This is a genomic window from Streptomyces sp. NPDC042201, from assembly GCF_055582185.1.
On sequence record NZ_JBVJDS010000003.1, the window covers coordinates 503361 to 527123 of the forward strand.

General features: G+C 70.5%; 21 protein-coding genes. 5 read left to right on the top strand and 16 right to left on the bottom strand.

Features of this window, described 5'->3' with window-relative positions:
- The first annotated feature begins 26 nt into the window (after nt 1-26).
- On the top strand, nt 27-383 hold the full coding sequence (locus tag ACZ6MZ_RS09680) for a helix-turn-helix domain-containing protein (RefSeq protein WP_389790900.1): 357 nt from the start codon (nt 27-29) through the stop codon (nt 381-383).
- A gap of 108 nt (nt 384-491) precedes the next feature.
- Here ACZ6MZ_RS09680 and ACZ6MZ_RS09685 read toward each other — a convergent pair whose 3' ends face one another.
- The 16 genes from ACZ6MZ_RS09685 to ACZ6MZ_RS09760 form a co-directional block, all read right to left on the bottom strand.
- On the bottom strand, nt 492-3686 hold the full coding sequence (locus tag ACZ6MZ_RS09685; RefSeq protein WP_469350859.1) for an amidohydrolase family protein: 3195 nt from the start codon (nt 3684-3686) through the stop codon (nt 492-494).
- Nucleotides 3687-3762: 76 nt separating this feature from the next.
- On the bottom strand, nt 3763-4605 hold the full coding sequence (locus ACZ6MZ_RS09690; protein WP_469350860.1) for an amino acid ABC transporter ATP-binding protein: 843 nt from the start codon (nt 4603-4605) through the stop codon (nt 3763-3765).
- 4 nt (nt 4606-4609) lie between these two features.
- On the bottom strand, nt 4610-5413 hold the full coding sequence (locus ACZ6MZ_RS09695) for an amino acid ABC transporter permease (protein WP_469351120.1): 804 nt from the start codon (nt 5411-5413) through the stop codon (nt 4610-4612).
- Nucleotides 5414-5454: 41 nt separating this feature from the next.
- On the bottom strand, nt 5455-6282 hold the full coding sequence (locus ACZ6MZ_RS09700; RefSeq protein ID WP_469350862.1) for a transporter substrate-binding domain-containing protein: 828 nt from the start codon (nt 6280-6282) through the stop codon (nt 5455-5457).
- An 80-nt stretch (nt 6283-6362) separates the two neighbouring features.
- Nucleotides 6363-7214: a 2,3,4,5-tetrahydropyridine-2,6-dicarboxylate N-succinyltransferase gene (locus tag ACZ6MZ_RS09705; protein ID WP_384192077.1), complete on the bottom strand. Its 852-nt coding sequence runs from the start codon at nt 7212-7214 to the stop codon at nt 6363-6365.
- A gap of 41 nt (nt 7215-7255) precedes the next feature.
- A complete protein-coding gene (locus ACZ6MZ_RS09710) occupies nt 7256-8704 on the bottom strand; it encodes a metallopeptidase TldD-related protein (protein WP_469351121.1) in 1449 nt (482 codons plus the stop codon).
- Nucleotides 8705-8715: 11 nt separating this feature from the next.
- Complete coding sequence (locus ACZ6MZ_RS09715; protein ID WP_469350865.1) at nt 8716-10224, bottom strand: TldD/PmbA family protein; 1509 nt, start codon at nt 10222-10224, stop codon at nt 8716-8718.
- Nucleotides 10217-11509, bottom strand: a complete 1293-nt coding sequence (locus tag ACZ6MZ_RS09720) for an MFS transporter (RefSeq protein WP_469350867.1) — start codon at nt 11507-11509, stop codon at nt 10217-10219. The genes ACZ6MZ_RS09715 and ACZ6MZ_RS09720 overlap by 8 nt, the downstream gene beginning before the upstream one ends.
- The gene (locus ACZ6MZ_RS09725) at nt 11506-12489 is read right to left on the bottom strand and encodes a GNAT family N-acetyltransferase (protein WP_469350869.1); all 984 of its coding nucleotides are present in this window, start codon (nt 12487-12489) and stop codon (nt 11506-11508) included. The genes ACZ6MZ_RS09720 and ACZ6MZ_RS09725 overlap by 4 nt, the downstream gene beginning before the upstream one ends.
- 7 nt (nt 12490-12496) lie before the next feature.
- Nucleotides 12497-13678 carry a GNAT family N-acetyltransferase gene (locus ACZ6MZ_RS09730; protein WP_469351123.1) on the bottom strand — a complete coding sequence of 394 codons (1182 nt, stop codon included), beginning with the start codon at nt 13676-13678 and terminating at the stop codon, nt 12497-12499.
- Nucleotides 13675-14871 carry an aminotransferase class I/II-fold pyridoxal phosphate-dependent enzyme gene (locus ACZ6MZ_RS09735; RefSeq protein ID WP_469351124.1) on the bottom strand — a complete coding sequence of 399 codons (1197 nt, stop codon included), beginning with the start codon at nt 14869-14871 and terminating at the stop codon, nt 13675-13677. Before ACZ6MZ_RS09735 ends, ACZ6MZ_RS09730 begins: the two co-directional genes overlap by 4 nt.
- Nucleotides 14872-14938: 67 nt before the next feature.
- A complete protein-coding gene (locus ACZ6MZ_RS09740) occupies nt 14939-16213 on the bottom strand; it encodes an ATP-grasp domain-containing protein (RefSeq protein ID WP_469350871.1) in 1275 nt (424 codons plus the stop codon).
- Nucleotides 16210-17538, bottom strand: a complete 1329-nt coding sequence (lysA, locus tag ACZ6MZ_RS09745) for a diaminopimelate decarboxylase (protein WP_469350873.1) — start codon at nt 17536-17538, stop codon at nt 16210-16212. Before lysA ends, ACZ6MZ_RS09740 begins: the two co-directional genes overlap by 4 nt.
- A gap of 133 nt (nt 17539-17671) precedes the next feature.
- On the bottom strand, nt 17672-18391 hold the full coding sequence (locus tag ACZ6MZ_RS09750; protein ID WP_469350874.1) for a class I SAM-dependent methyltransferase: 720 nt from the start codon (nt 18389-18391) through the stop codon (nt 17672-17674).
- A 21-nt stretch (nt 18392-18412) separates the two neighbouring features.
- Nucleotides 18413-19090 (bottom strand): class I SAM-dependent methyltransferase, encoded by a 678-nt coding sequence (locus tag ACZ6MZ_RS09755; protein WP_389790872.1) that lies wholly within the window; start codon nt 19088-19090, stop codon nt 18413-18415.
- Between the two features lie 20 nt (nt 19091-19110).
- The gene (locus ACZ6MZ_RS09760; protein ID WP_389790871.1) at nt 19111-19860 is read right to left on the bottom strand and encodes a HalD/BesD family halogenase; all 750 of its coding nucleotides are present in this window, start codon (nt 19858-19860) and stop codon (nt 19111-19113) included.
- Nucleotides 19861-20424: 564 nt separating this feature from the next.
- Here ACZ6MZ_RS09760 and uraD point away from each other — a divergent pair.
- The 4 genes from uraD (at nt 20425) to ACZ6MZ_RS09780 (ending at nt 23760) form a co-directional block, all read left to right on the top strand.
- The gene (gene uraD, locus ACZ6MZ_RS09765) at nt 20425-20970 is read left to right on the top strand and encodes a 2-oxo-4-hydroxy-4-carboxy-5-ureidoimidazoline decarboxylase (protein ID WP_469350877.1); all 546 of its coding nucleotides are present in this window, start codon (nt 20425-20427) and stop codon (nt 20968-20970) included.
- A 5-nt stretch (nt 20971-20975) separates the two neighbouring features.
- Nucleotides 20976-21365 (top strand): hydroxyisourate hydrolase, encoded by a 390-nt coding sequence (gene uraH, locus ACZ6MZ_RS09770; RefSeq protein ID WP_469350879.1) that lies wholly within the window; start codon nt 20976-20978, stop codon nt 21363-21365.
- 5 nt (nt 21366-21370) lie between these two features.
- Nucleotides 21371-22294 carry a factor-independent urate hydroxylase gene (pucL, locus tag ACZ6MZ_RS09775; RefSeq protein WP_469350881.1) on the top strand — a complete coding sequence of 308 codons (924 nt, stop codon included), beginning with the start codon at nt 21371-21373 and terminating at the stop codon, nt 22292-22294.
- Nucleotides 22295-22383: 89 nt separating this feature from the next.
- Entirely contained in the window at nt 22384-23760 is a 1377-nt protein-coding gene (locus ACZ6MZ_RS09780; protein WP_469350882.1) for an 8-oxoguanine deaminase, read from the top strand.
- Nucleotides 23761-23763 lie beyond the last annotated feature (3 nt).

Consider the following 23763-nt stretch of genomic DNA (forward strand, 5'->3'; position numbering starts at 1 on the left):
CGGCGGTCAAGCCGCTGGTCGACGCCATGGGCGGCGAACTGATGGCGCCCCACGAGGCGCAGCCCGACGATGTCGTCCTCACCTGGGAGGGCGAGGACCTGCTGGCCGTACGGCTGCCGCAGCTGTCGGACTCCCTGGATCACATCCTCGCGGCGCTGGAGCGCCAACACGGCATGCCGCTCGCCGCACTGGACCGCAAGGTCAAGCAGTCGGTCGTACGGACACTGGAAGCGCGCGGCGCCTTCTCCGTACGGCACGGCGTGGAGACGGTGGCGAGCGCCCTCGGCGTCAGCCGCTTCACCGTCTACAACTACATCAATTACGCCAACGAGCGCCGAGCCGAGGCCCGAGGCGGCGCGGAGCAGCCGCGACAGGACGGCTGACCCGCCGCACCACGGCCACGCTGCCGTCACACCGCGGCGTGCACGGCCGCCGGCCGGTCACCGGCGGGGAGACCGGCGGGCCTGCCCGCCCCCGGAGGGGCAGGCCGGTCATCCGGCACAGCAGGTGTCCTCGCGCATCCGACGAGAGACCGCGAGCCAGCGCTCCCGGTCGTCATGGCCGGCCGCGGTCCTGGCGGCCACCAGGTCAGTGCGCCGCACGAGCGTCCCGGCGGTGAGTACCGCGTGGGTGCGTACGAGCGAGTCGAAGTCGGTGAAGGGATCTCCGTCCACGATGGTCAGGTCGGCGATCTTGCCCGGCTCCACCGTGCCCAGGTCTCTGTCCAGGCCCAGGACGCGGGCGGGCAGGACCGTGGCCGTGCGCAGTGCTTCGACGGGTGAGAGGCCGTAGCGGTGCAGGGCACGCAGGGCCATGTGGAGCTGGAGTCCCACCGGCGTCAGCGGTGAGTCCGTCCCCAGGGCCACCAGCCCGCCACCGGCCAGAACACGCCGGTAGGTGGCCACCTCGGTACTCATCAGGGTCAGCTCGGCCGGGCTCGGCGGCCGGGACGCGAGCTGACGGACCATCTCGATGTCCCAGGGGGGCATGAGCCGGGTGACCCGGTCGTCGGCGGCCAGGGCGGGATCCGCTCCGATCAGCGGTGACGCCGAGAAGGGAGTGGCGATCATGGTGAAGTCGCCGGCCGTGTAGATCTCCGTGAGGTCCTGGTAGGAGTGACCGGTCGCGGAGATCGCGTGCCCGAACTCCGCGCGCTGGGTGGCGTGCAGATGGGTCGTCAGGTCCTGACCCGTCTGGATCCCGGGTGCGCAGAGGTGACTGCCCGCGCGCACGCCGAGTTCATGGGCGGAGCGGGCGGCCTCCGCCATGAATCCGGCGGAGGCGCGGACATAGGTCTTGACGAAGTCCCATTCCAGCGCGGCGCCCCGTGCCAGGGAACGCCGGAGCCCCTCGGAGGTCCGGTGGGCACGGCCCATGGTGTACGCGACGCGTGACCCGTCGAGCAGTTCCCCGGTGGTGAGCAGCCGGGGCCCCGCCATGCGTCCGGCGACGACGGACTCGCGGATACGGGCCTGTTCATAGGCGAATCCGCCGAGCGAGACGGCGGTGGTGATTCCGTAGGCGAGCTGGAGGAGGGTCTGCCGGCCACCGTAGGTGTACTGCCAGGGATGGGTGTGGGCGTCCCAGAGGCCGGGGATCACCGTACGGTCCGAGGCGTCGACGGTCCGGCCGGTCCCGCGCCGGGGGCGGTGGCGTTCGATGCCCGTCACCCGGCCGTCGCGCACGATGATGTCCACGTCGTCCCGGCGGTTTTCCCCCGTGCCCGTCCAGAGCTGGCCCGCGTGCACGACGGTGTCGGCCGGCGCGGGCCGGTGGTAACCGAGCGACAGGGGTACGGTGCGGGGCTTGCCGTCCGTCTCCTCACCCACGTCGAGCAGTCGCAGCCGTCCCGAGGAGAGATACAGGACGGTGCGCGAGTCCCCGGACCAGGAGGGGTGGTCAGCGGGCTCGTCGGTGACACGCCGTGCGACGCCGTCCGGCGTTCCGTCGGACCGTACGGGGAGAAGCCACAGCGCGGACTCGCAGATGAGGGCCATCGTCGCGCCGTCCGGGGACCAGACGGGGCCGGAGTCGTAGCGGTCGGAGATCGACGCGTGCGGTGCGACGGCGTGCAGCCGGTCCGCACCGGTGGTCGCGTCCACCACCCGCACGACGTTGTATCCCTCGCGGAACCGGTGGTTGAGACGGTTGCGGTCGCACAGGGCGAGATGCCGGCCGTCCGGCGCCCAGGTGGGCCTGCCGGGCAGTCCGCCGCCGCCCAGAGGCGCGGCGAGGATGTGGTCCGTGCCGGTCGCGAGATCGCGGACGATCAGGTTGCCCGAGATGTCGAGGTGGGCGAGCCGGCTGCCGTCGGGCGAGAGCGCGGGGTGAATCCGGCCGCCGGTGGCGAGCACGCTCTCCTGGTGGGTGGCCAGTTCGTGCCGTCGGATCGCGTACTGCCCGTCGCGGTCGTCGGCGTACAGGACGGCGCTGCCGTCCGGCGTCCATACCGGGGCCTGGACGTAGTGGGTGGGCGCGGCCTGGACGAGTCTGCGCGGCGCGCCGCCACCGGAAGTACCGGCGGTCCACAGGGCGTTGAGCGCGGCGAACACCACCTGCCGGCCGTCCGGGGAGAGCGCCGGCAGATGGATGCCCCGGACGGGCCGGGTGCGGGTGGAGTCCAGGTCGTGGCGCTTCGTGCGGTAACGGGGGCGGCTCACCGGGAGCCGCGCGCTGAAGGGGATCACCTCACGGTCGCCGCTCGCCGGCTCCAGCAGCACGAAGGCGCCGTCGACATTGAGCAGGAGTTGCCCCGAGGGGGTCCAGCGCGGCGGCACGGGCAGTACGTCCCCGGACACGGCGACGTCCTCGCCGTCGATCACCAGGGTGCTCGACGAGTTGGGTTCGTCCGACTCCGAGGTGGTGCGCAGATACGCGAGCCGGTGGTCCCGGGAGAGGGCGGGTGCCAGGATCCTGGCCCCCGCCACCGCATCGGTGTGGACGGTCCGTACCGCGCCGGCGCCGTCGGCGAGTACCGAGGCGATGGTGCGGGCCTGGAAGGCGCCGTCGGTGAACCGGCCGCGCACGAAGAGCACGCGCGTGCCGTCCGGTGACCACACGGGATCGAAGTCCTCCACGGGACCGCCCTCGCCGGGACCGTCCTGACCGGTGAGTCCGGTGATACGGGCGAGTGCGCCGGTGCGGATGTCCAGGGTCCAGATGCGGTAGGCGCTGCCCGTCGCCGGGCTGCCGCCGCGCTCGGAGGCGAAGGCGATCCGGCTCCCGTCGGGTGACCACGAGGGGCCCCGGTCGTCCCACGGCCCGTCGGTGAGCTGTCGCAGCTCGGAGCCGTCCGGGCGCAGGGTCCAGATGTGGAACCCGCCGCCGCGATAGGCGCACACCGCGAGGAGCTTTCCGTCCGGTGAGTGGACCGGACGGACGGGCTCCAGATCGGTCGGCGTGAGGGCGACGCCGTCACCGCCGCGCCGGGGGATGTCCCAGAGCACGCCCTGGATCTCGGCGATGAGCCGGTCACCGGAGGGAGCGAGGCTCGCGGTGCCGTTGGTGGCCGCGGTGAACGTCAGCAGGGTCCGCCGGTCCTGGCCGAGCGCCCGGGCGGCGGGGGCGCTCGCCAGCGGGGTGAGAGCGGCGCCGGCGGTGACTCCGGCGGCCTGCAGGACGCTCCGTCGTGACGGTCCTGCGAGGTGCGGCAACGCCCGGTCACTGTGGCTACCCGTGGTCTCCAACGGTCCTCCTGGAAAAGGGGCTTGGGTGGTGTCGGCGTGGCGGAGCGGTGGGACCGGGTGGCGGGCCCCGGACGGCTCAGGCGGGCTCCGGCTCCCTGGGTACGGCCCGGAGCGCGCCCGCCGGCCGGGCAGGCGCCGCGGTGGTGGCGACGGGGTCGAGGAGACGGCGGAGGAAGCGCCGGGTGCGCTCGTGCCGGGGGGCGTCGAGGACCTGGCGCGGACAGCCTTCCTCGATGACGGCCCCGCCGTCCATGAAGGCCACCCGGTCGGCGACCTGGCGGGCGAAGGACATCTCGTGCGTCACGACCATCATCGTCATGCCGTCCGTCGCCAGCCCGCGCATGACCCCGAGGACCTCGCCGACGAGTTCGGGGTCGAGGGCGGACGTCGGCTCGTCGAAGAGCATCAGCTCCGGTCCCATCGACAGTGAGCGCGCGATGGCCACGCGCTGCTGCTGGCCTCCGGAGAGATGAGCCGGATACGCGGAGGCGCGGTCCGCCAGCCCCACCCGCTCCAGATTCTCCAGGGCGATCCGGCTGGCCTTGTCGCGGCTGTGCCGGAGGACCCTGCGCTGTGCGATGGTCAGGTTCTCCTCCACGGTCAGGTGGGGGAAGAGGTTGAACTGCTGGAAGACCATGCCGATACGGCGGCGGATCCGGTCGATGTCCGCGTCGGGGTCGGTGACCTCCTCGCCGCCGATACGGATGCTGCCGGAGGTCGGTGTCTCCAGCATGTTGACGCAGCGCAGCAGCGTCGATTTCCCGGACCCGGAGGGGCCGATGACACAGACGACCTCACCCGCCGCCACGCTGAAGTCGATGGATGTGAGGACGTTCACCGCGCCGAAGGACTTGCTCAGCCCGCGGATCTCGATGGCGGGCCGGCCGTCCGCCGGGGTGTGGTCTGACCGTGTGCGCATGGTGTCACCGGGCCTTGCGTGTGTGTGTTTCGAGCCTGCGGACCAGGATTCCCAGCGGTATCGTGATGAGCAGGTAGCAGAGTCCGGCAACCAGGATCGGTGTGGTGTTGGCCGCCGAACTCGCCGCGTCCTGACCGAATTTGGTCAGCTCGCGGTCCTGCAGGGTGACGCCGAGGAAGAGAACCAGCGAGGAGTCCTTGAAGAGCAGGACGAGTTCGTTGGTCAGCGGCGGGATGATGATCCGGAAGGCCTGCGGGACGACGATGGACCGCAGGGCGTGCGACTGCCGCATGCCCAGGGAGCGGGCGGCCTCCCACTGCCCGCGCGGCACCGCCTCGATCCCGGCTCTGATGGTCTCCGCCATGTAGGCGGCCGCCACCAGGCCGAGGGCGAAGGCCGTCTGGCCGTAGATGCCGCCGGGGAACCGCACGCCGGGGAAGGCGAGCGGGATGCCCACACCGGTGAACACGAAGATCAGCAGTGCGGGCAGCCCGCGGAACACCTCGATGTAGGCCACGGCCAGATAGCGGCACAGCGGCACGTCGGACCGTCGCATCAGCGCGACGACCATGCCGAGGACAAGCCCGAAGAGGAAGCCGCCGACCGTGAAGAGGACCGTGTTGCGCAGGGCGACGGTGATCACTTCGGGGAACATCTGCCGGGCGACGGACACCCGGCCGAACTGGTCGGCCAGCCGGTTCCAGTCGGCGAGCGCGACGACGAGGAGCGCGGCCAGCAGGAGTAACCCGTACTGGGCCGCGCGTGCGAGGCGCCGGCGGCGTCGGCGGTGCACCGCGGGAGACGCCAGGGCCCCCGGCGCGGTGACATCGGCCGCCTTCCGGAGTCCGGTCAAGATGCCGATCCCCCGGGAGCGGCGCCGAACCACGTGGCGTACAGCTTCTTGTACGTGCCGTCCGCCTTGGCGTCGGCGAGCGCGGTGTTGACCGCCTTGAGCAACGCGCCGTCGCCGCCCTTGCGTACGGCGAATCCGTACTGTTCGCCGGTTTTGACCGACAGGGCGATCCGGAACTTCGCGTTCGAGGGATCCTTCAGCCACTCGGTCACCACGGGCGAGTCCTGCACGATGGCGTCCACCTGCCCGGTCCTGAGCGCGTTGAGCTGGGCGTCGACGCTCACGAACGACTGGGGGTCCAGGCCCTTGCCGCGCAGGTAGTCCTCCCCCGTGGTGGAGGACATCGAGCCGAGCTTGTGCCCCTTGAGGTCGTCCGCCGTGGAGATCCCGGTCCCCGCGCGCGCGAGAACGGCCTGGTCCGCGTCGAAGTACGGAGCGGAGAAGTCCAGGTTCTTCTTACGTTCCTCGGTGATGGTCATACCGACGGCGGCGATGTCGCACTGCCGGGCGTTCAGGGCGGCGCCCGTCTTGATCGTCTCGAACGGGCCGTCGACGATGACCTGCTTCACCCCGAGATCCGCCGCCACCAGGTCGATCAGGTCGACATCGAATCCCACCACCTCGCCGTCCCGTTCGGACTGGAAGGGCGGATCGGGCAGATGGGTGCAGACGGTCAGCTGACCGGGCTTGACCAGCGTGACGCCCCCCTTCACGGTCGTCGTCCCGGAGGCGTCCCCCGATCCGCATCCGGCGAGGAGCAGGACGGCAGCCGTCGCCGCCGCCGCGATGACGCCGCGCGAACGGCCATGGGAAACATGGGACATCGAGAGCTCCCGGAAGAGAGGGCGGGGCAGCGTGGTCCCGGCGGGCCCGCCGCAGGGGCGTGACATGGGGGTACGGGGTCTCATACGGCGGCTCCGTGCTCCCGGAAGAGGCTGTCCAGCAGCAGCTTGTCGTGCGTACCGCCCTCGGGGAGACGCTTGATCACCAGCAGGCAGGGCATGCCGAACTCGCCGCCGGGGAACCGCTTGGCGCGGGTGGCGCCGATACAGACCGACCAGGCGGGTGCCTCGCCCGGGGGGAGTTCCTCGCCCGTCTCCGCGTCGAAGACCCTGGTGCTGGCGGTGAGCAGGACGCCGGCCCCGAGCTTGGCACCCCGGCGGACCCTGGCCCCCTCGACCACCATCGAGCGCGAGCCGATGAACGCGTCGTCCTCGACGACCACAGGGACGGCGGTCGCGGGTTCCAGCACCCCGCCGATGCCGACGCCTCCGGAGAGATGCACGTTCTTGCCGATCTGCCCGCAGGAACCCACGGTGGCCCAGGTGTCGACCATGGTCCCCGAGTCCACGAACGCGCCGATGTTGGTGTACGACGGCATGAGGACGACGCCGGGGGCATGATGGCTGCCCCAGCGGGCCACGGCCCCCGGCACGACCCGTACACCACGGAAATCGGTCTTGAGCGGCAGCCGGTCGTGGTATTCGAACGGGCCCGCCGAGGTCTCGCGCATGTCCAGGACCTTGAAGCAGAGCATGATGGCGCGTCTGGCCCGCTCGTCCACGATGACCTCGTCGGTCTCGGGATCCACGGCGGCGACACGGGCGCGTCCTTCGTCCAGCAGGCCGACGGCCTCGACGACGGTGGCACGGGCATCGCCGTCGGCAGGCGTCAGCTCCGCGCGACGCTCCCACAGCGCGTCGATCTCGGGATTGATCGGCCCGCCGAGGACAGCGGGAACCGTAGGGCTGTTCATGATGCTGCGACACTCCTTGACACGGTCGAGGGGCATACAGGTCATGTGCTGCGGCTGACTGAGGAGAGGTTGAAGTCCGACACCCGCAGCGGTGGCGCGGCGAGCGGCATCGCGTACGGATCCCACTCGCGCGACAGCGCGGGCGAGGTCGCCCCGGCCTCGGTGACGCGCCCCAGCATCGCCACCGGGCTCTCGTTGAAACGGAAGTTGTTGACCTCGGCCACGATCTCGCCCTGCTCCACCAGATACACGCCGTCGCGGGTGACCCCGGTGAGCAACCCGCTGTTCGGGTCGACGGTGCGGACGTACCACAAGCTGGTGATGAGCAGCCCGCGCGCGGTGCGGGCGACCATGTCGTCCAGGGTCGCCCGGCCCGGGCCCTCCAGGATCAGGTTGCCCGCGGCCGGGGTGCACGGCAGGCCCGTCAGCACGGCGGACTCGCGGGTCTGCACCAGCGCGCGCAGCGTTCCGTCCCTGATCCAGTCCGTGGCTGTCAGCGGCAGGCCGTTGTCGAAGACGGAGCTGTCCCGTCCGGAGGACGGCACGACCAGGAACGGCGGGCAGGGCAGGTCCGGGTGGTGGGGATCGCTGCGCAGGTTCAGTGGGTACGGGGTCAGCCGCTCGCCGACCCGGTTGGTGCCGCCGGGACCGGTGAACGGGCCGCGTCCGTCGTGCGCGGCGCGGGCGCCGGCCGCCCGGTACAGGTTGAGCGCCATTTCCCCCGCCGCCGAGGGGGAGAGCAGCACGTCGTAGCGTCCCGGGGGCAGTTCACGGCGCTCGTCGCCGCGGGACATCCTGCGCAGCAGGTCGTCGGCCATGCCGGTGAGGCCGTCGGCCCGCAGGGTCCGGACGGGAGCGGCCGTCCAGGCCGACCGGGTGAGGTCCGCGGACTTCGCCGTGAGCTCGACCCGTCCGAAGGGCTGGTCGCCGCGGAGGCGGAGCCCGCTGGAGGTGGCCATCCAGGTGGTGAGAGAGCCCTCTTCGGCGAAACCGAACAGCAGCCGGTCGTGCGCCCGCGCGGCCTCGAAGGCCCGGCCGAGGGCGGGCACGAACCGGGCCGCCCTCTCATGGGCCCGGTGCTCAGGGCCGGTCTGCTCCTGGGCCGGAGCGGGCCAGTCGACCGGTCCGCCGGCCGGCGCGGGCAGGGGCAGCGCGCCCGGCACCGGGGTCGCCGCCCGCGCCGCGGCCTCGGCGGCCGCGACCGCCTGGGCGATCCGGTCACGGCTGGTGCCGGAGCAGCGGACCACACCGACCGAGGTGCCACCGGACTCACGGTGTTCGACGGCGATGACGGTCAGCAGCCGTCCGCGTGCCGACCCGCTGGTCGTGACCGTACTCTCCGACCAGCGCAGATGGACGCTGTCCCGGTCCTCGACCACGACCACGCACGCGTCGGCGCGGCAGAGCCCGAGCGCGTACTCGGCGAGATCCTCGGCGGAGCGCCGCTCCGGGCCGGCCGGGGGGCCGTCGGAGACCGGCCGCGTGGGGATCGTCGGGCGGATCACAGTCCTCCCTCCTGTCCGGTGTCCAGGACCCGGATGCCGGCGAAGACGGCGGCCGGCGCGCCGTGGCTGACGGGGGCGAGCTGTCCCGGCTGCCCTTTCCCGCAGTCGAGGGCGCCGTTGAGCACATAGGTCTCCGGGCCTCCGACGGCTTCCATGGCTCGCCAGAACTCCAGGGTGTCCGCCTGGTAGGCGACACCGTCCAGCGGCTCGGCGAGCCGGCCGCGGTGGATACGGCGGGCCCGGTCGGCGGTGAACTGGAAGTTACGGCGTTGCATGTCGATCGAGTAGCTCCCCTCTCCGGCCAGATAGATTCCGTCGTCGATCCCCGCGATCAGCTCGTCGAGGCCCGGTCCGTCCGGCGCCGGGGTCAACGACACATTGGGCATGCGCTGCATCGGGGCGAACCTGGCGGACTCGGCGAACGCGCATCCGTTGGAGCGTCGGAGACCGATCCGCCCGGCCGTGTGCCGGTCTGTCTGACAGCCCGTCAGGATGCCGTCGCTGATCAGCGACCAGGACTGGGCGCGCACGCCCTCGTCGTCGTAGCCGACGGTCGCCAGCCCGTACGGGTCCGTCCGGTCGCCGGTGACATTCAGCAGGGGGGAGCCGTAGCGCAACGTGCCGATCAGGTCGGGGGTGGCGAAGGTGCCGCCGGCGAAAGCGGCCTCGTCGCCGAGTGCCCGGTCGAGTTCGGTGGCGTGGCCGATCGACTCGTGCAGGGGCATCCACAGATGGGTGGAGTCGACCAGGAGGTCGTACCGCCCCGGGCGCACCGGGCGCGCGGCCCGCTTCTCGGCGAGGAGTCCGGGCAGCGCACGCAGTTCGGCGTCGAAGTCCCAGCCGTCGCCCCGCAGATACTCCCAGCCCCTGGCGGTCGGCGGTGCGGTCATCCGTACGCCGACCTGGCGCCGTCCCGTGGACATGGCGGTCAGCTCGGGATGGATCCGCACGCGCCGCTGGAAGGTGGTCGTCCCCGCGCTGTCCGCGTAGAACTTCTCCTCCCTGACCTGAGTGACACTCGCCTCGACATGGTCGACACCGGGCTGGGCCAGCAAGGTCCTGGACCAGTCGGCGAGCAGTCCGATCCGCTCGGCCACCGGGACGGTGAAGGGGTCCACGCGGCAGGGCGAGGCCCACTCCAGGTCGTGGTGGAGGGGCTCCTCGACGAGGGCGACGGGCCTCCGGTTCGCGGTGGACAGTGTCTCGGCGAGGCTCACGGCGTCCCGTACCGCGCGGTCGACCGCGGCGACGGTCAGCTCGCAGTCCCCGGCCCAGCCCCAGGTGCCGTGCCGGACGACGCGTACGGCGAAGCCTGTGTCCTCGCTCTCGCCGATGTCCTCCAGCTCGCCGTCCGACAGGCTCAGCCGGTGGGTGCGCACGCACTCGGCCCGGAAGTCGAGCGAGGTGGCGCCGAGCGCCGCCCCGCGCAGCTTCGCCGTGTCGGCCAGCTCCCGCAGGGCCACGGGGTCGAGTCCCCCTCCGCCGGCGCGGCCGGTGTCAGGCATGGGCGAGGCCCTGGTCGCTCATGGTCCGCAGCGAGGAGAGCCAGATCGGCACAGCCGCCAGCAGCAGTCCGGCGAGACAGACGGTCAGCGCGGCCCGGACACCGAACAGGGAGCCCAGCGCGCCGCCGAGGATGCCGCCGAACGGCATGACCCCCCACATCACGAACCGCATCGTGGCATTCATACGGCCCAGCAGGTGCTCCGGGCAGGCGAGTTGGCGAATGCCGATCTGGGTGACGTTGTAGATGGCCGAGGCTCCCATGCCGAGAAACGTGCCGATGCCGTAGAGGACCGTCTGCCAGCCGGGAGCCGCGAACGGCAGCAGCAGGAACGGGAAGGTCATCAGCAGCGAGATTCTGAGTGTGCGTACGGTGCCGAACCGCCGGCAGATCGGCGGGGTGAGCACCGCTCCGAGCAGCCCGCCGATCGCGCCGGCCGCCAGCAGGACGCCGTATCCGCCGGAGGAGAGACCGATCTGGCGGATCAGGAAGATGGGCTGAAGGGCCAGCCAGCCCGTTTCGAAGAGCTGCACGACGGCTCCGCAGAGCGCGATCGGCCGGAGGACGGGGTCACGCAGGACGATGGCGAGTCCTGCCTTGATGTCCGGCCACATGCGCGACGGCTCCCCGGGCGCCGCGTCGGCCCGGGGGCTCTTCCCGTCGTCCCGGATCCTGCTGAGGAAGAGTGCGGACACCGCGTAGCTGAAGGCGTTGACGAGGAGGGTGAAGGGCGCCGTGAGGTACTGGACGAGCAGCCCCGCCGCCGCGGGTCCGCCGGCGGTCGCGGAGAACTCCACGACCTCCAGCCGGGTGGCTGCCTCGACCACCCGCTTCCTGCCGACCAGTTGGGGGACGTAGCTCATATGGGCGACGTCGAAGAGGACCGTGCCGAAGCCGACGAGGAGGGCGACCACATAGAGGTGGGGCAGCGACAGGACACCGAGGAACGAGGCGACGGGGAGGCTCAGGATGACCAGACCCCGGGCGATGTCCGCGGCGATCAGGATCCGCCGCCGCCGGAACCGGTCGGCCCAGACTCCGGCGGGGAGCCCGATCAGGAGGAACGCGGCGGTCTCGGCGGCGGTCAGCAGACCGCTCTGGAAGGGGGTGACATGAAAGGTCGTCACGGCGATGAGGGGGAGGGCCACCAGCCGGATCTGGGTGCCGATGTGGCTGGCCCCCGCCCCGGCCAGCAGGTACTGGAAGCCGCGGTGCCGTAAGACCGGGCCCGGCGGCGGTACAGCGGTCTCCGGGGTGGCGCCCGGACTCTGCGGTGTGGTGGTCACGGCGCGATCACCCGGCTGTCGACCCGGCTGAGGAAGGCCGCGGTGTACAGCGACGGGTCCGGGACTCCCGCGGCGGAAAGGATCTCCATACGCAGCGGTACGGGGAGGACGGCGGTGTCCTGCGGGGGCGCGGACATCCAGTTCTCGCCCTTCGTGGGGTCGGTGGGCCGCTCCGTGTCGTAGGCGACGACCAGGGAGGGGTCCGTGAGGGCCCGAAGACTGACGACGAGATCCGCTTCGTCCGAGCCGTCCTCGGGGTCCAGCAGCTGGGACGGCACGGGCACACAGCCGAACTGGCTCTTGAAGACGAAGAGTCCGGGCTGTGCCACATGTCCGTACAGGCTCGGATCGCTGCCCAGCGAGAGCCACCGGTGGCCGCGCTCCCGCGCCTCTTGGCAGGCCATCAGATACATGGCGCGTACCAGCTGCCCGTTGCGCTCCTCGGCCGCCATGGCGCTGAACCGTATGCGCACCACCGAGTCGGCGGTGTCGAGGGCACAGACGCAGCCCCCGATCAGCACGCCTTCGGCATCGGTGGCGCGGACGAGGAAGTAGCCGCCGGCCTGTTCCAGGAACTGCTCCCGCATCCCGACCGCGTAGGGAACGCCGTTGCGCAGCCGGGACATGTGCGCGTCGTACACGACGAGGAACGCGTCCAGGGCCGGGGCGTCCAGCGGGTGCACGCCGACGCGGACACCCCGGTCGCGGAGGGTGCGGAGTGAGTGGCGGGCGTTCTTGCGTGCCCGGCGTCCCAGCCGGCCGAGGAAGTCCTCCTCGCTCGCGCGGACGGGCGCCAGCCAGGTGAGCCAGCTCGGTTTGACGGCGAATCCGGCCTTCCGCAGCAGCGGCCGGTCCGCGGCCTCGGGGTCACGCACCCTGATCACGTCGGCGTCCTGACGGTACGCCGGCCAGTCGCGGCCGAGTGCCTCGTCGGTGTCCACGTGCGCGATGCGCAGCCCGCTGTCGTTCGTCATCTCCATGGCGTACTCACTTTCTGGCGCCTGCCCATCCGGCCTCGACGGCTTCGGGAGCCGGTTGTCCCAGGGCCTCGTACCACTGCGGCGGGCAGTCAGCGGGGGGCCGGACCGCGGACCACAGCGGCTGGATCGCGGCCCCGCGCAGGGTCTTGCCCCGGTAGGCCCCGGTGCCCAGGTCGACCGCGGTCAGCCCGTTCTCCATGGCGAGGCGGAGGGGGGCGTACACGGCCAGGTTGAAGTAGGCGAACGGCGGCTGCTCCAGGTCCTCCTGGAAGCCGGCGGCCCGCACGTACAGGGTGTTCTCATGGATGTAGGAGAGGGTGAAGCCACGGAGCCCGCCGTCATCCGTCTCGTCGGCGAGGACGACGCTCCGCGCGCCGAGATGCCTCTCCTGCGAGGCGACGTAGGCGGTCATCTCGCGGTCGGTCACGGGGTCGCCGTACCGGCGCTGAAGCTGGCCGAGCAGCGGTCCGACACGGTCGACGAGGTCACCCAGCGCGTAGCGCGTCGTCGTCCCGCCGGCCGCCCGGAACGCCGTGATCTCCTTCTTGAACTTGGAGCGCCGGGCGCTGGGGAAGCGGGCGAGGTAGTCGTCGAGGTCCCGGTCCTTCGCGGTCACCGGGATCACCGCCTCGGCCGAGGTGGGGACCGGTGCGACGGGCCCGCCGAGGACCGCTCCGGCCTCCAGCGCCGCCGCTTCCGGCGCGTACATCATCGCCGTGCCGCGGGCGGCGGAGCGACCGGCGAGGTCGAGGCATCCGCTCAGCAGCGCGCGGGCCACGGCCCGCCGGTCCCGGCCCGGCCGTACGAGGATCTCGCTGTGGTAGCCGCTGGCCGAGCCCACGAGCAGCAGCGGAAACCACTGGTCCGTCGCGTCCGTGGTGTCGCAGTGCGGGGCGAGGAAGACGCGTACCGGGTCGTACCAGGTGGTGAAGCGGTCCGGTGCCGAGGAGAGCAGATAGGTGGGTACGGCGCCCACCAGGACACCGTCGGCGCCGTGCGCCAGCACGTACTCCGGGCGTGCCCCGCTGGACGACTCCGCCCAGTGCAGCCACGGATAGCTCTGGTAGAGGCCGGTGCCTGCGGCCAGCCGGCCCCACTCCTCGGGGCCGATCGCCGTGATCGTGGCGACGGTGGAAACACGGATCGGCTCGTCACACGTGTGCGTGCCCGCCGGGAACGTCGTGGCTATGGCAGTGCTCCTTCTCGGTTCCTGGCCCGCGGTGGCTTGGTGGCACCGGCGGTCGCGGGGCCGGGCGGCGTGTCTCCGGGCGACGTGTCTCCGGGCGACGGTGGAGCGGGCGCCCGGCCGAGGGCCGTCGCCAGCAGTCCGATCCGCGGCTCGACCGTTTCCTGTTCCTCCGTCGCCGCGATCCGTACGTACGGATGTCCGGCGGAGCCGTACTGCGCCCCCGGGGCCAGGACGAGACCGGCCGTCCGCGCGGCGAGCCGGGCGAACGCCGCGCCGTCCCCGCCGGGCGTCCTCAGCCAGACGAACATGGCGCCCTCGGGCCGGGCGCAGCGCAGGCCCGCCCCGTTGAGCAGGTCCACGAGCCCGGTCAGCCGGCGCAGGGTGCGGGCGCGCTGTCCGGCGACCCGCCGGTCGTCGTCCAGCAGCCGGGCGGCCATGACCTGTGCGGGTGCGGCGGCCATCAGCCCGGCGTCGCGGCGGCGGACGACCAACGGCGCCACCAGGCGTGGATCACCGGCGTAGAAGCCGACCCGGAGCCCCGGGGCGTGCGAAGCCTTGGACATGCTGTGGACCGCCAGCACCCCGTCGAGGCCGCTGGAGAGAATCGTCCCCGGGCTGCCGTCCCAGGTGAGATCGGTGTACGCCTCGTCCGAGAGGACGATCACCCCGTGCTCGCGCCCCCAGCGGGCGACGGCAGCCAGCGGCTCGACGACTCCGGTGGGATTGGCCGGGCTGTTGACCCACAGGCACAGCGCGCGCCGGACGTCGGAGGCGGGCAGCAGGTCGAGCCGCATCCTGAACGCGTCGTCCGTAGGCACCTCCACGGTCCGCATCCCCGCCAGCGCGGCGCCCACCCCGTAGGTGGGATAGCGCAGCCGGGGAATCAGGACCGTGTCGCGCCCACCGCCCCGCTCCTGGCGCAGGAACAGGGCCGCCGACCCGATGAACTCCTTGCTCCCGGCGCAGGCCGCGACCGCGTCGGGCGGTACGGACACGCCGTAGCGGCGGCGCAGGGCCGCGGCGGCCGCCGTGCGCAGGACGGCGAAGCCCCGGCTCTTCGGATAGCCGGGCTCTCCTCCCTCAGCGGCCCACGCGTCGGCCGCGTCGGGCTCGGGGTCGCAGGCCACACCGAGGGAGAGATCGACAGGGACGAAACCCGAGTCCCGCGCGGTGGCGAGCAGTTCCTCCCTCATACGGGACACGTCCGTCCCCGCGGGGGCCGGCCGCCGTCGCCGCGGTGGCCGTGCGGCCTTGGGCCGGTCATCCGTACAGCCCCTCGGCCTCGAAGGCGCGGATGGCCGCCCGGTCCCGCGCCACCTGCTCGTCGTCGCCCAGCAGGTACACGATGCCGGGAGAAGTGAACAGATCGACCGTAGGCTGTACCGGCACCCCCTGGCTCAGATCGCCGATCAGACCGCTGAAGCTCGGCAGAGCGGCGAGCCGGGCCGCCACGTCAGGGGCCCGAATGACCCCGTCGCGGTGCGCGATCAGCGACAACACGCTGAGCCCCTGGGTCAGTTCGTAGGGGCGCTCCGCCCGCGCGTCGAAGCGGTCCGGGTCGGTCACCGCCTCCACGGTCAGACTCACCTGGCTGGTACCGGTCGCCTGCTCCACCGGCCCGGTCAGGATGGTGCCCTGCATGCGTGCGGCGGTCTCGATCAGCACCGGGCCGCTCGCGGTGAGCATCAGCTCGCTGTGCGCGGGGCCCCAGGCGATGCCGAGGGCGTCGAGCACACCGGTGATGTACGCGCCCAGCAGGTCCTGCACATCGCCGCGTGCGGGCAGCAGGCTCTCGCAGTCGCACACCAGGCCCGCGCCCGGTATCCGGCGCCGGTCGTCGCGCCAGATCTCAGCGATGTGGTGGCGTCCGGCGCGGCTGACCGTGTTGACGAAGTACTGCTGGCCGACGAGGAGTTCCTGGATGAGTACCTTGTGGTTGGCCAGGCCCATACGGTTGGTCTCGCCGTGCAGCTTGGTGAAGGTCTGGCGGACCGCTTCGGGCGAGTCGCAGAAGGTCACGCCGTCCGATCCCGCGCTGTCGGCGGGCTTGACGACCACGGGCCACCGGCCGAGGCTCAACGCCTGCTCCACTGCCTCGGCCTCGCTCCTGGCCTCGAAGGTGCGGACGTGCCGCAGGCCTTTCTCGCGGAGCCGGGCGGCCATGGCCGCCTTGTCCCTGCGGGCTTCGCTCAGCGCGGTGCCGTTGCCTTCGAGGGAGAGCGACTCGGCCAGCTCGTCGGCGAACCGGACACCGATCTCGGTGCCGGCGACCACCGCGCGCAGCGGGACACGTGCGAGTTCGGCGGCGGTCGCGGCGGCGTCTCCCTGCCCGAACACAACCTGGTCGAACTCCTCGGGGCGCAGGCTTCCGGCGTAGATGTCGGGCAGCGGCCACTGGCTGGTGACGGCCACGACCCGCCACCCGCGAGCGGTGAAGGCGTCCTTGAGGTAAGCCCCGGTGGAGAAGGGGTCGACGATCCCGACCGCGGGCCTGTCCGCTGCCCTCGTGAGTGCCCCGGGTATGGGTCCGTTCATGGTGCGGTTACCTCACTTAGCGTGCCTGTGACGGGGCGGGCGGGAGACGGAGCGGACATCCGGTCCGGTGAGAACCGCAGGGTCGCGAAGTGATCGAGCTCCTGCTCCTCGGCCCGGCGGATGAGTTCCACCGTGCCGTCCGGCCGTAGCAGCAGCTCCTTGGGGCGCAGCCGCCCGTTGTAGGTGAAGCCCATGGAGTGGCCGTGCGCGCCGGTGTCGTGTACCAGCAGGAGGTCTCCCTCGACCAGCTCGGGCAGCTCTCTGTCCGTGCCGAACTTGTCGCTGTTCTCACAGAGCGATCCGACGACGTCGACCGTCCGGGAGGGCCGGCCCCGCGCCTCGGGCGCTGTGATGTGGTGGTAGGCCGAGCTGTACATGCCCGGTCGCATGAGGGAGCTCATACTCGCGTCGACGCCCACGTACTCACGCCACTTGCTCATCCGGTTGAGGACGCTGGTGACGAGCACGCCGTGCGGGCCGGTGATGTACCGGCCGCTCTCGAAGCAGAGCCGTGGAAGCACGGCGTTCCGCTCGGCCGCCCAGCCCGTCAGCCTGTCCCGGAGAGCCCGGCCCAGCGCCGGCAGGTCGAAGGTCTGCTCCCCGGGCCGGTAGGGGATGCCGATACCACCACCGAGATTGAGGAACTCGATCTCGACGCCGGTCCGTTCGCGGATGTCCGTCGCGAGCCCCAGCAGGATGTCGAGCGTACGCACGAGCGGAGCCGTCGTCAGTACGTTCGACGCCACCATCATGTGCAGGCCGAAGTGACGTACGCCCAGCTCGCGGGCGCTGTTGACAGCCTCGGTCAACCGGCTCGGGGGGATGCCGAACTTGGCGTTCTGCGGGCTGCCGAGGAACTGGTCCGAACTCTCCGTTGCCCCCGGGTTGACGCGCAGGCAGAGGGTGTCGACCAGGCCGGAGCCGCCCAGATGGTCCGCCAGCTTGGCCAGCACGGCCGGGTCATCGATGTTGATCAGTGCCGACTGCTCGACGGCCGCGGCCAGTTCCTCCCGGCTGGTGTTGTTGGAGGTGAAGAACACATCGGCGCCCCTGGCTCCGACGCTGCGGGCCAGGGCCAGTTCGGGCAGGGAGCTGCAGTCGAAGCCGAAGCCGTGACGCCGCATGATCTCCATGACCGCCGGGTTCGGCAGGGCCTTGACCGCGAAGTATTCGCGATAGGGCAGACCGGAGAACGCCTCGTTGAACCGGGCGCAGGTGGCGGCGATGCCCTGCTCGTCGTACAGGTGAAAGGGGGTTCCGAAGTGTTCGGCGGCTTCGCGGAGCACCGGCGTCACGCGGCGGCTGAACCCTGCGCTCATCGGCATGGGCGGTGACGTTCCTTCCTGGGAACAGCGGGGGCGGGAGGCACGCTCGGATCCGGGAGGCGGATGTCTCGCCTCCCGGACCTCATGACGAGCCGGCGGTGTACCACCGGACGAGCTGTTCCCGGGAGGGGCACTAGCGGTGTGCCACCAGGACCAGTCGGTCGTCGGGCGACTTCGCCCGGCCGTCGAATCCGCCGAAGCAGTCGACGTCGGTGAAGCCGGCCGTACGGAGGGATTCCAGCAACTGGTCACGGCTGTAGACCCGGGTCCTGCAGTCGAGTCGCCGGCCGTCCAGGTGGTAACTGACATGCAGCATCTGCTGCTCCCAGTCCATCCGGATCTCTTCCTGTACTCCATTGGTGCTGCGGTGCACGGTCCCGGCCCCGGGGCCGAGGCGCTTCTGCGCGCGTTCGAGATCGGAGAGCTCCAGCAGGAGCCGCCCACCGGGGCGCAGCGCTCGCCACCACGTACGCAGGACGGCCGTGTCCTCCTCGGCCGTCTTGCAGTAGCCGAAGCTCGAATAGACGTTGACCAGCGCGTCCGCGCTGCCGGGCGCCAGGTCGGCCATGTCCATGACCCGGTAGTCCGGGCCGGGATGCCGTCGCTCGGCGATGGCGATGACTTCCGGGGAGATGTCCACCCCGATCACGGGAAAGCCGTGCGCGGCCAGTGCCTGGGCGAATCTCCCCGGGCCGCATCCGGCCTCCACGACGGTCTCTCCGCTACGCAGCCCCAGTAGCCGTACGGTGCCGGCGGCCTCGGCCTCAGTGGATTCGTACCGGCCCAGCAGCTCCGACGCGTTGACGAAACTCTCGCCGAATGTGTTGACGGTGTTCAAGAGCGCGCTGCCCACGTGCTGTCTCCCGGTCGTGTGTCACTCGTGAACCTGGGCGATCAGAACCGCCCGGTGCCGCTCTCCAGAAATGGGGCGCGCATAGGTGAAGGTCTCGCACGTCGCGTAGGAAAAGCCGGCGGCATAAGCCTGCTCGACCAGATATTCCCCGGACAGCCAGTAGAACGCGTCGACACCGGGGGCCGCCTCGACGGCCCCTCCCGATCGGGGGCTGTCGTTCGACACCACCAGCGTCCCGCCGCCCGTGAACCAGGACCGAATACGGCCGAGGACGGGCAAGCTCTCCGTAGCGGAGTCGTACAGATGGCCCAGCAGGCCGTCCGCGTAGACCACGGGCCAGGCTCCGGCTTCCGGAGCCCACGACTCCACGTCCGCCCGAAGGCTGGTCAGCCCTTTCTTTCTGGCGAGCTCCACGGCTTCCGCCATCGCGTCGACCGCGAGAATGTCATACCCCTGGGAAGCCAGCTCCGCCTCTATCATGGCGTTTCCACAGCCAAGACTGAGGAGCTTCTTGGAATCGTGTGCGGAAAGAGCCTTGGCCAGCGTCTCCAGCATCAAGGAACGGTATTCACCGGAATATGTGGACGGTGTGACCGAGTCTCCTCGGGCATCCCCCCGCTCCCATACGTCGAATATCGACGAGGTATTGCTTCCCTGTGCGGAGTAGAAATTTTTGAGATCTTCCAGCGTTGCGCTCACGATTTCCCCCCTGCGTTGAGTCAGACGCTTGAGTGGTCTTCCGGGTAGAGCTCTTCCATCGTCTCGTGCGAGACATCGCGCTCCAGATCGGCGAGCGTGGCGTACGAGAAGCAGAGGATGACGCGACGCGCACCGTCCCGTGTCAGCGGCGCGACGCGGTGCATGGCGGTGTCGGCCTTGAGCAGGTAGACAGAGCCGGTGGCCGGCTGACGGCGCTCGATGACGCCGTCCCGCAGGTACTCGTCGATCCGCGGGTTCTCCTTGTCCCACTCGGTGTCGCGTACGTATTCGAGCGCACCGCCGTCGTCGGATCCCGGTGCCTCGATGATCCAGATGAGCGAGTAGGAGTAGTCGTCCCAGTGCCAGCCGTGCGAGTCGCCGGTCTGCGTCATGCGCGTGATGACGATCTCCTCCGGCTGCCACGGAACCGGTACGATCTCCGGCTCCCCGGTCAGCTCCGCCAGGAATCCGAGCAGCGCCGGCGAACGGTAGGCGGCCGGAATGATCTCGGCGTTCTCCACGATGGCATTGCGGCCCACCGCCTCGTAGTAGCGGGGTGAATTACCCGTACTGGCGATCTGGAGCCGACGGCGCTGCGCGTGCTTCTCCAGAAGGGTGTCCACCTCGGAGAGGAGCTGCGCCTTCAGGCCGGCGGGACCGAATTCGGCGATCTCGATGTAGCCGTCCTCGGCGAATGCGTCCTGGAGGCTCTTCATGTCCCCCTCGAATCCTTCGAGGTATGCGCCGATCGCCGTCTCGGTGTTACTCATCCTTGACTCCCCCTCTGCGATTCGCTGAAACGAGTAACCGGAATTCTATTCAATCCGGTTCGATTTCCCGAACACTTTCACGCGTCTTTCGGCGCCAGCAAGCTCTGTCTCACGATCTGGTACATACCTTTCCGGCCAGCCGCCGCCCGTCGATGCTCTCCAAGGGTGTTTATGTATGGATAAAAGAGACGTGACGTCACCCCCAGTTACGACTGATCAAGGCTGGGTCACCGCGTAACCCCAGGTAGCGGCGTCGCTACTGGGTCGCATGGTGTTCAATTTCCAAATGGCTGGAACGCGCGCGCTTTCCCTCTCGACGCCTTCCGCGCGGCGCTATTGACATGGGCCGCCGAAACCAATGCGTGTGTTTGGAATTCATCATTCCGTAAAACTCCCGTGATTGTGCCGCGAAGTCATGGCAGCGGCGGCCCGGGGGCGCGGGCGCCCGGGGGCCGCGTGGGGGTGGCGGGTCCTCCGTATACGAGATTTCAACAAAGTGTTGACGCGGTGTGGTGGAGGGCGTTAGCTAGGCGAAGCCCGCTCACGACGGCCACGGAGGCTCCCGTGACTTCGACATCGACACCGGGCCTGGTCCGGTTCAACACCCTCTCCGACCGGGCGGCCCTGGCCGCGTTGCAGGAGGTGTGTGCCAGTGCGGCGTGGGGGAGTGAACTGCTCGCCCGGCGGCCGTACGCCACCGCGGAAGCCCTCTTCGCCGCCAGTGACACCGCAATGGGTGAACTGGGCCCCGGGGATCTGGCCGAGGCGATGGCGGGGCATCCGCCGATCGGCCGGCCGAAGCCCGGAGACCCGGTCTCCTCCCGCGAACAGCGGGGGATGGCCGGCGCCTCCGAGGAACTCAGGGCCGAGATGCTCGAACTGAACCTGGCCTACCAGGACACGTTCGGACATGTCTTCCTGATCTGCGCCACCGGCGCGACCGGTGAACAGATGCGTGACGCGCTGAAGGCCCGGATCGGCCATACGCCCGAGCAGGAGCGCGCGATCGTGCGCACCGAACTGGGCAAGATCAACCGCATCCGGCTGACCCGTCTCGTGGAAGAACCCCCGGAAGAACCCGCGGAAGAACCCGTGGAAGAAGGAGAGTGACGGTCTTGAGCACCGAGACCACGGCCTCGGTGTCCACGCACATCCTGGACACCAGCCTCGGACGCCCCGCCCAGGGTGTCGCCGTCTCGCTCGCGGCCCGGAGCGGCTCCGACGCGCCGTGGTCGGCCCTCGGCGGTTCGAGGACCGACGTGGACGGGCGCTGCAAGGACCTGCCGGCGCTGCCGGAGGGCACCACCCACGTACGTCTCGGCTTCGAGACCGAGGCGTACTTCTCGCAGAATGAAGCCGAGGCGCAGCAGGACGCCTCCCGCCCGAGGGACAGCGGCGCGTTCTTTCCGGAGGTGGCGATCACGTTCAGCGTCAGCCCCGGCGAGCACTATCACGTACCGCTGCTGCTCAACCCGTTCGGCTACTCCGTTTACCGAGGGAGCTAGCAGACATGCCCACCATTCTCGGCCAGAACCAGTACGGCAAAGCGGAGAACCGCGTCGTCAGGATCACGCGGGACGGCGGTACCCACCACATCAAGGACCTGAACGTCTCCGTCGCGCTCTCCGGCGACATGGACGACGTCCACTACTCCGGCTCCAACGCCCATGTCCTGCCGACCGACACCACCAAGAACACGGTGTACGCGTTCGCCAAGGAGCACGGCATCGAGTCGGCCGAGCAGTTCGGCATCCATCTGGCCAGGCACTTCGTCACCAGTCAGGAGCCGATCCGGCAGGCGCGCATACGCGTCGAGGAGTACGCCTGGGAGCGCATCGAGACCTCGGAAGGCACCGCGGGGCCCGCCGGCGCGGACCGGCCCAGGCACTCCTTCGTCCGCAAGGGCCAGGAGACCCGCGTCAGCCAGATCAGCTACGACGGTGCGGCGTGGCAGGTCATCTCGGGTCTGAAGGACCTGGTCGTGATGAACTCGACGGACTCCGAGTTCTGGGGTTACGCCAGGGACACATACACGACGCTCCAGGAGGCGTACGACCGCATCCTCGCGACCCAGGTGTCCGCCCGATGGCGCTACGGCTGGTCGAGCGACGACGAGCGGATGCCCGACTGGGAGCAGTCCTACGAGCAGGCGCGCACGCATCTGCTCCAGGCCTTCGCCGAGACGTACTCCCTCTCGCTCCAGCAGACCCTCTTCCAGATGGGTTCGCGGATCATCGACAACCGCGACGAGATCGACGAGATCCGCTTCTCGCTGCCGAACAAGCACCACTTCCTGGTCGACCTGGAGCCCTTCGGGCTCAAGAACGACAACGAGGTCTACTTCGCGGCCGACCGCCCGTACGGCCTGATCGAGGCCACCGTCCTGCGGGACGGCAAAGAGCCACGGATCCCGCTGGACATGACCACCCTCTGACCCCGCGCGGCCCCCGGGTCCGTACACATCCGGGCGCGAGCCCACATCCGGGCGCGAGCCCGACGGCAGGAACAGGAAGAGGAACCACCATGGCGGCTTCGCGCATCGTCATCGAGAACTGCGCCGTCGCGACGGTCGACGCGTACGACACCGAGTACGCCTCGGGATACGTCGTCGTCGCGGGCAACCGGATCGAGTCGGCCGGCGCGGGCAGGGCCCCCGCGAACCTGGAGCATGTGGTCCGCCGTATCGACGGCACCGGCCACCTCGTCACCCCCGGCCTGGTCAACACGCACCACCACTTCTACCAGTGGATCACCCGCGGACTCGCCACCGACCACAACCTCTTCGACTGGCTGGTCGCGCTGTACCCGACCTGGGCACGCCTCGACGAGCCGATGGTCCGCGCGGCCGCACAGGGCTCGCTCGCGATGATGGCCCGCGGTGGTGTCACCACCGCGATGGACCACCACTACGTCTATCCGCGCGGCACGGGCGATCTGTCGGGCGCGATCATCGGGGCCGCCGCCGAGACGGGCGTACGGTTCACCCTCGCCCGTGGCTCCATGGACCGGGGAAAGTCGGACGGCGGTCTGCCGCCGGACTTCGCCGTCGAGTCCCTCGAAGGCGCGCTCGCCGCGACCGAGGAGACCATCGACCGGCACCACGACGCCTCGTTCGACGCGATGACCCAGATCGCGGTCGCGCCGTGCTCGCCGTTCTCCGTATCCACCGAACTGCTCAAGCAGGGCGCGGAGCTGGCCCGCCGCAAGGGCGTGCGGCTGCACACCCACGGCAGCGAGACCCTGGAGGAGGAGCAGTTCTGCAAGGAACTGTTCGGCATGGGCCCGACGGACTACTTCGAATCGACGGGCTGGCTCGGCTCCGATGTGTGGATGGCCCATTGCGTCCATATGAACGACTCCGACATCGCCGCCTTCGGCCGTACGGGCACGGGCGTCGCCCACTGTCCCTCCTCCAACGCCCGGCTGGCCGCCGGTATCGCCCGCGTCCCCGACATGCTCAAGGCCGGCGTGCCGGTCGGCCTCGGCGTCGACGGCACCGCCTCCAACGAGTCGGGCGAACTCCACACCGAGCTGCGCAACGCGCTCCTCATCAACCGCCTCGGCGCGCACCGCGAGGCCGCGCTGAACGCCCGTCAGGCCCTGCGGCTCGGTACGTACGGTGGCGCCCAAGTGCTGGGCCGCGCCCACCAGATCGGCTCCATCGAGGCCGGCAAGCTCGCCGACCTCGTGCTCTGGAAGCTGGACACGCTGGCCCACGCCTCCATCGCCGACCCGGTCACCGCGCTGGTCTTCGGCGCCGCCGCGCCCATCACGCTCTCCCTCGTCAACGGCAGGACCGTCGTCGAGGACAGCCACCTGACCACGGTGGACGAGGACGCCATCGCCCGCTCCACCCGGAGCGAGGCGCGGCGCCTCGCGCGGATCGCCGCACAGGGCTGATCG

Excerpts from the sequence above, each read along its gene's own strand:
- ACZ6MZ_RS09680 (WP_389790900.1), top strand. The coding sequence starts at position 27 with ATGGGCGGCGAACTGATGGCGCCCCACGAGGCGCAGCCCGACGATGTC.
- ACZ6MZ_RS09690 (WP_469350860.1), bottom strand. The coding sequence starts at position 4,605 with ATGCGCACACGGTCAGACCACACCCCGGCGGACGGCCGGCCCGCCATC.
- ACZ6MZ_RS09700 (WP_469350862.1), bottom strand. The coding sequence starts at position 6,282 with ATGTCCCATGTTTCCCATGGCCGTTCGCGCGGCGTCATCGCGGCGGCG.
- ACZ6MZ_RS09705 (WP_384192077.1), bottom strand. The coding sequence starts at position 7,214 with ATGAACAGCCCTACGGTTCCCGCTGTCCTCGGCGGGCCGATCAATCCC.
- ACZ6MZ_RS09715 (WP_469350865.1), bottom strand. The coding sequence starts at position 10,224 with ATGCCTGACACCGGCCGCGCCGGCGGAGGGGGACTCGACCCCGTGGCC.
- ACZ6MZ_RS09725 (WP_469350869.1), bottom strand. The coding sequence starts at position 12,489 with ATGGAGATGACGAACGACAGCGGGCTGCGCATCGCGCACGTGGACACC.
- ACZ6MZ_RS09735 (WP_469351124.1), bottom strand. The coding sequence starts at position 14,871 with ATGAGGGAGGAACTGCTCGCCACCGCGCGGGACTCGGGTTTCGTCCCT.
- ACZ6MZ_RS09740 (WP_469350871.1), bottom strand. The coding sequence starts at position 16,213 with ATGAACGGACCCATACCCGGGGCACTCACGAGGGCAGCGGACAGGCCC.
- lysA (WP_469350873.1), bottom strand. The coding sequence starts at position 17,538 with ATGCCGATGAGCGCAGGGTTCAGCCGCCGCGTGACGCCGGTGCTCCGC.
- ACZ6MZ_RS09760 (WP_389790871.1), bottom strand. The coding sequence starts at position 19,860 with ATGAGTAACACCGAGACGGCGATCGGCGCATACCTCGAAGGATTCGAG.
- pucL (WP_469350881.1), top strand. The coding sequence starts at position 21,371 with ATGCCCACCATTCTCGGCCAGAACCAGTACGGCAAAGCGGAGAACCGC.
- ACZ6MZ_RS09780 (WP_469350882.1), top strand. The coding sequence starts at position 22,384 with ATGGCGGCTTCGCGCATCGTCATCGAGAACTGCGCCGTCGCGACGGTC.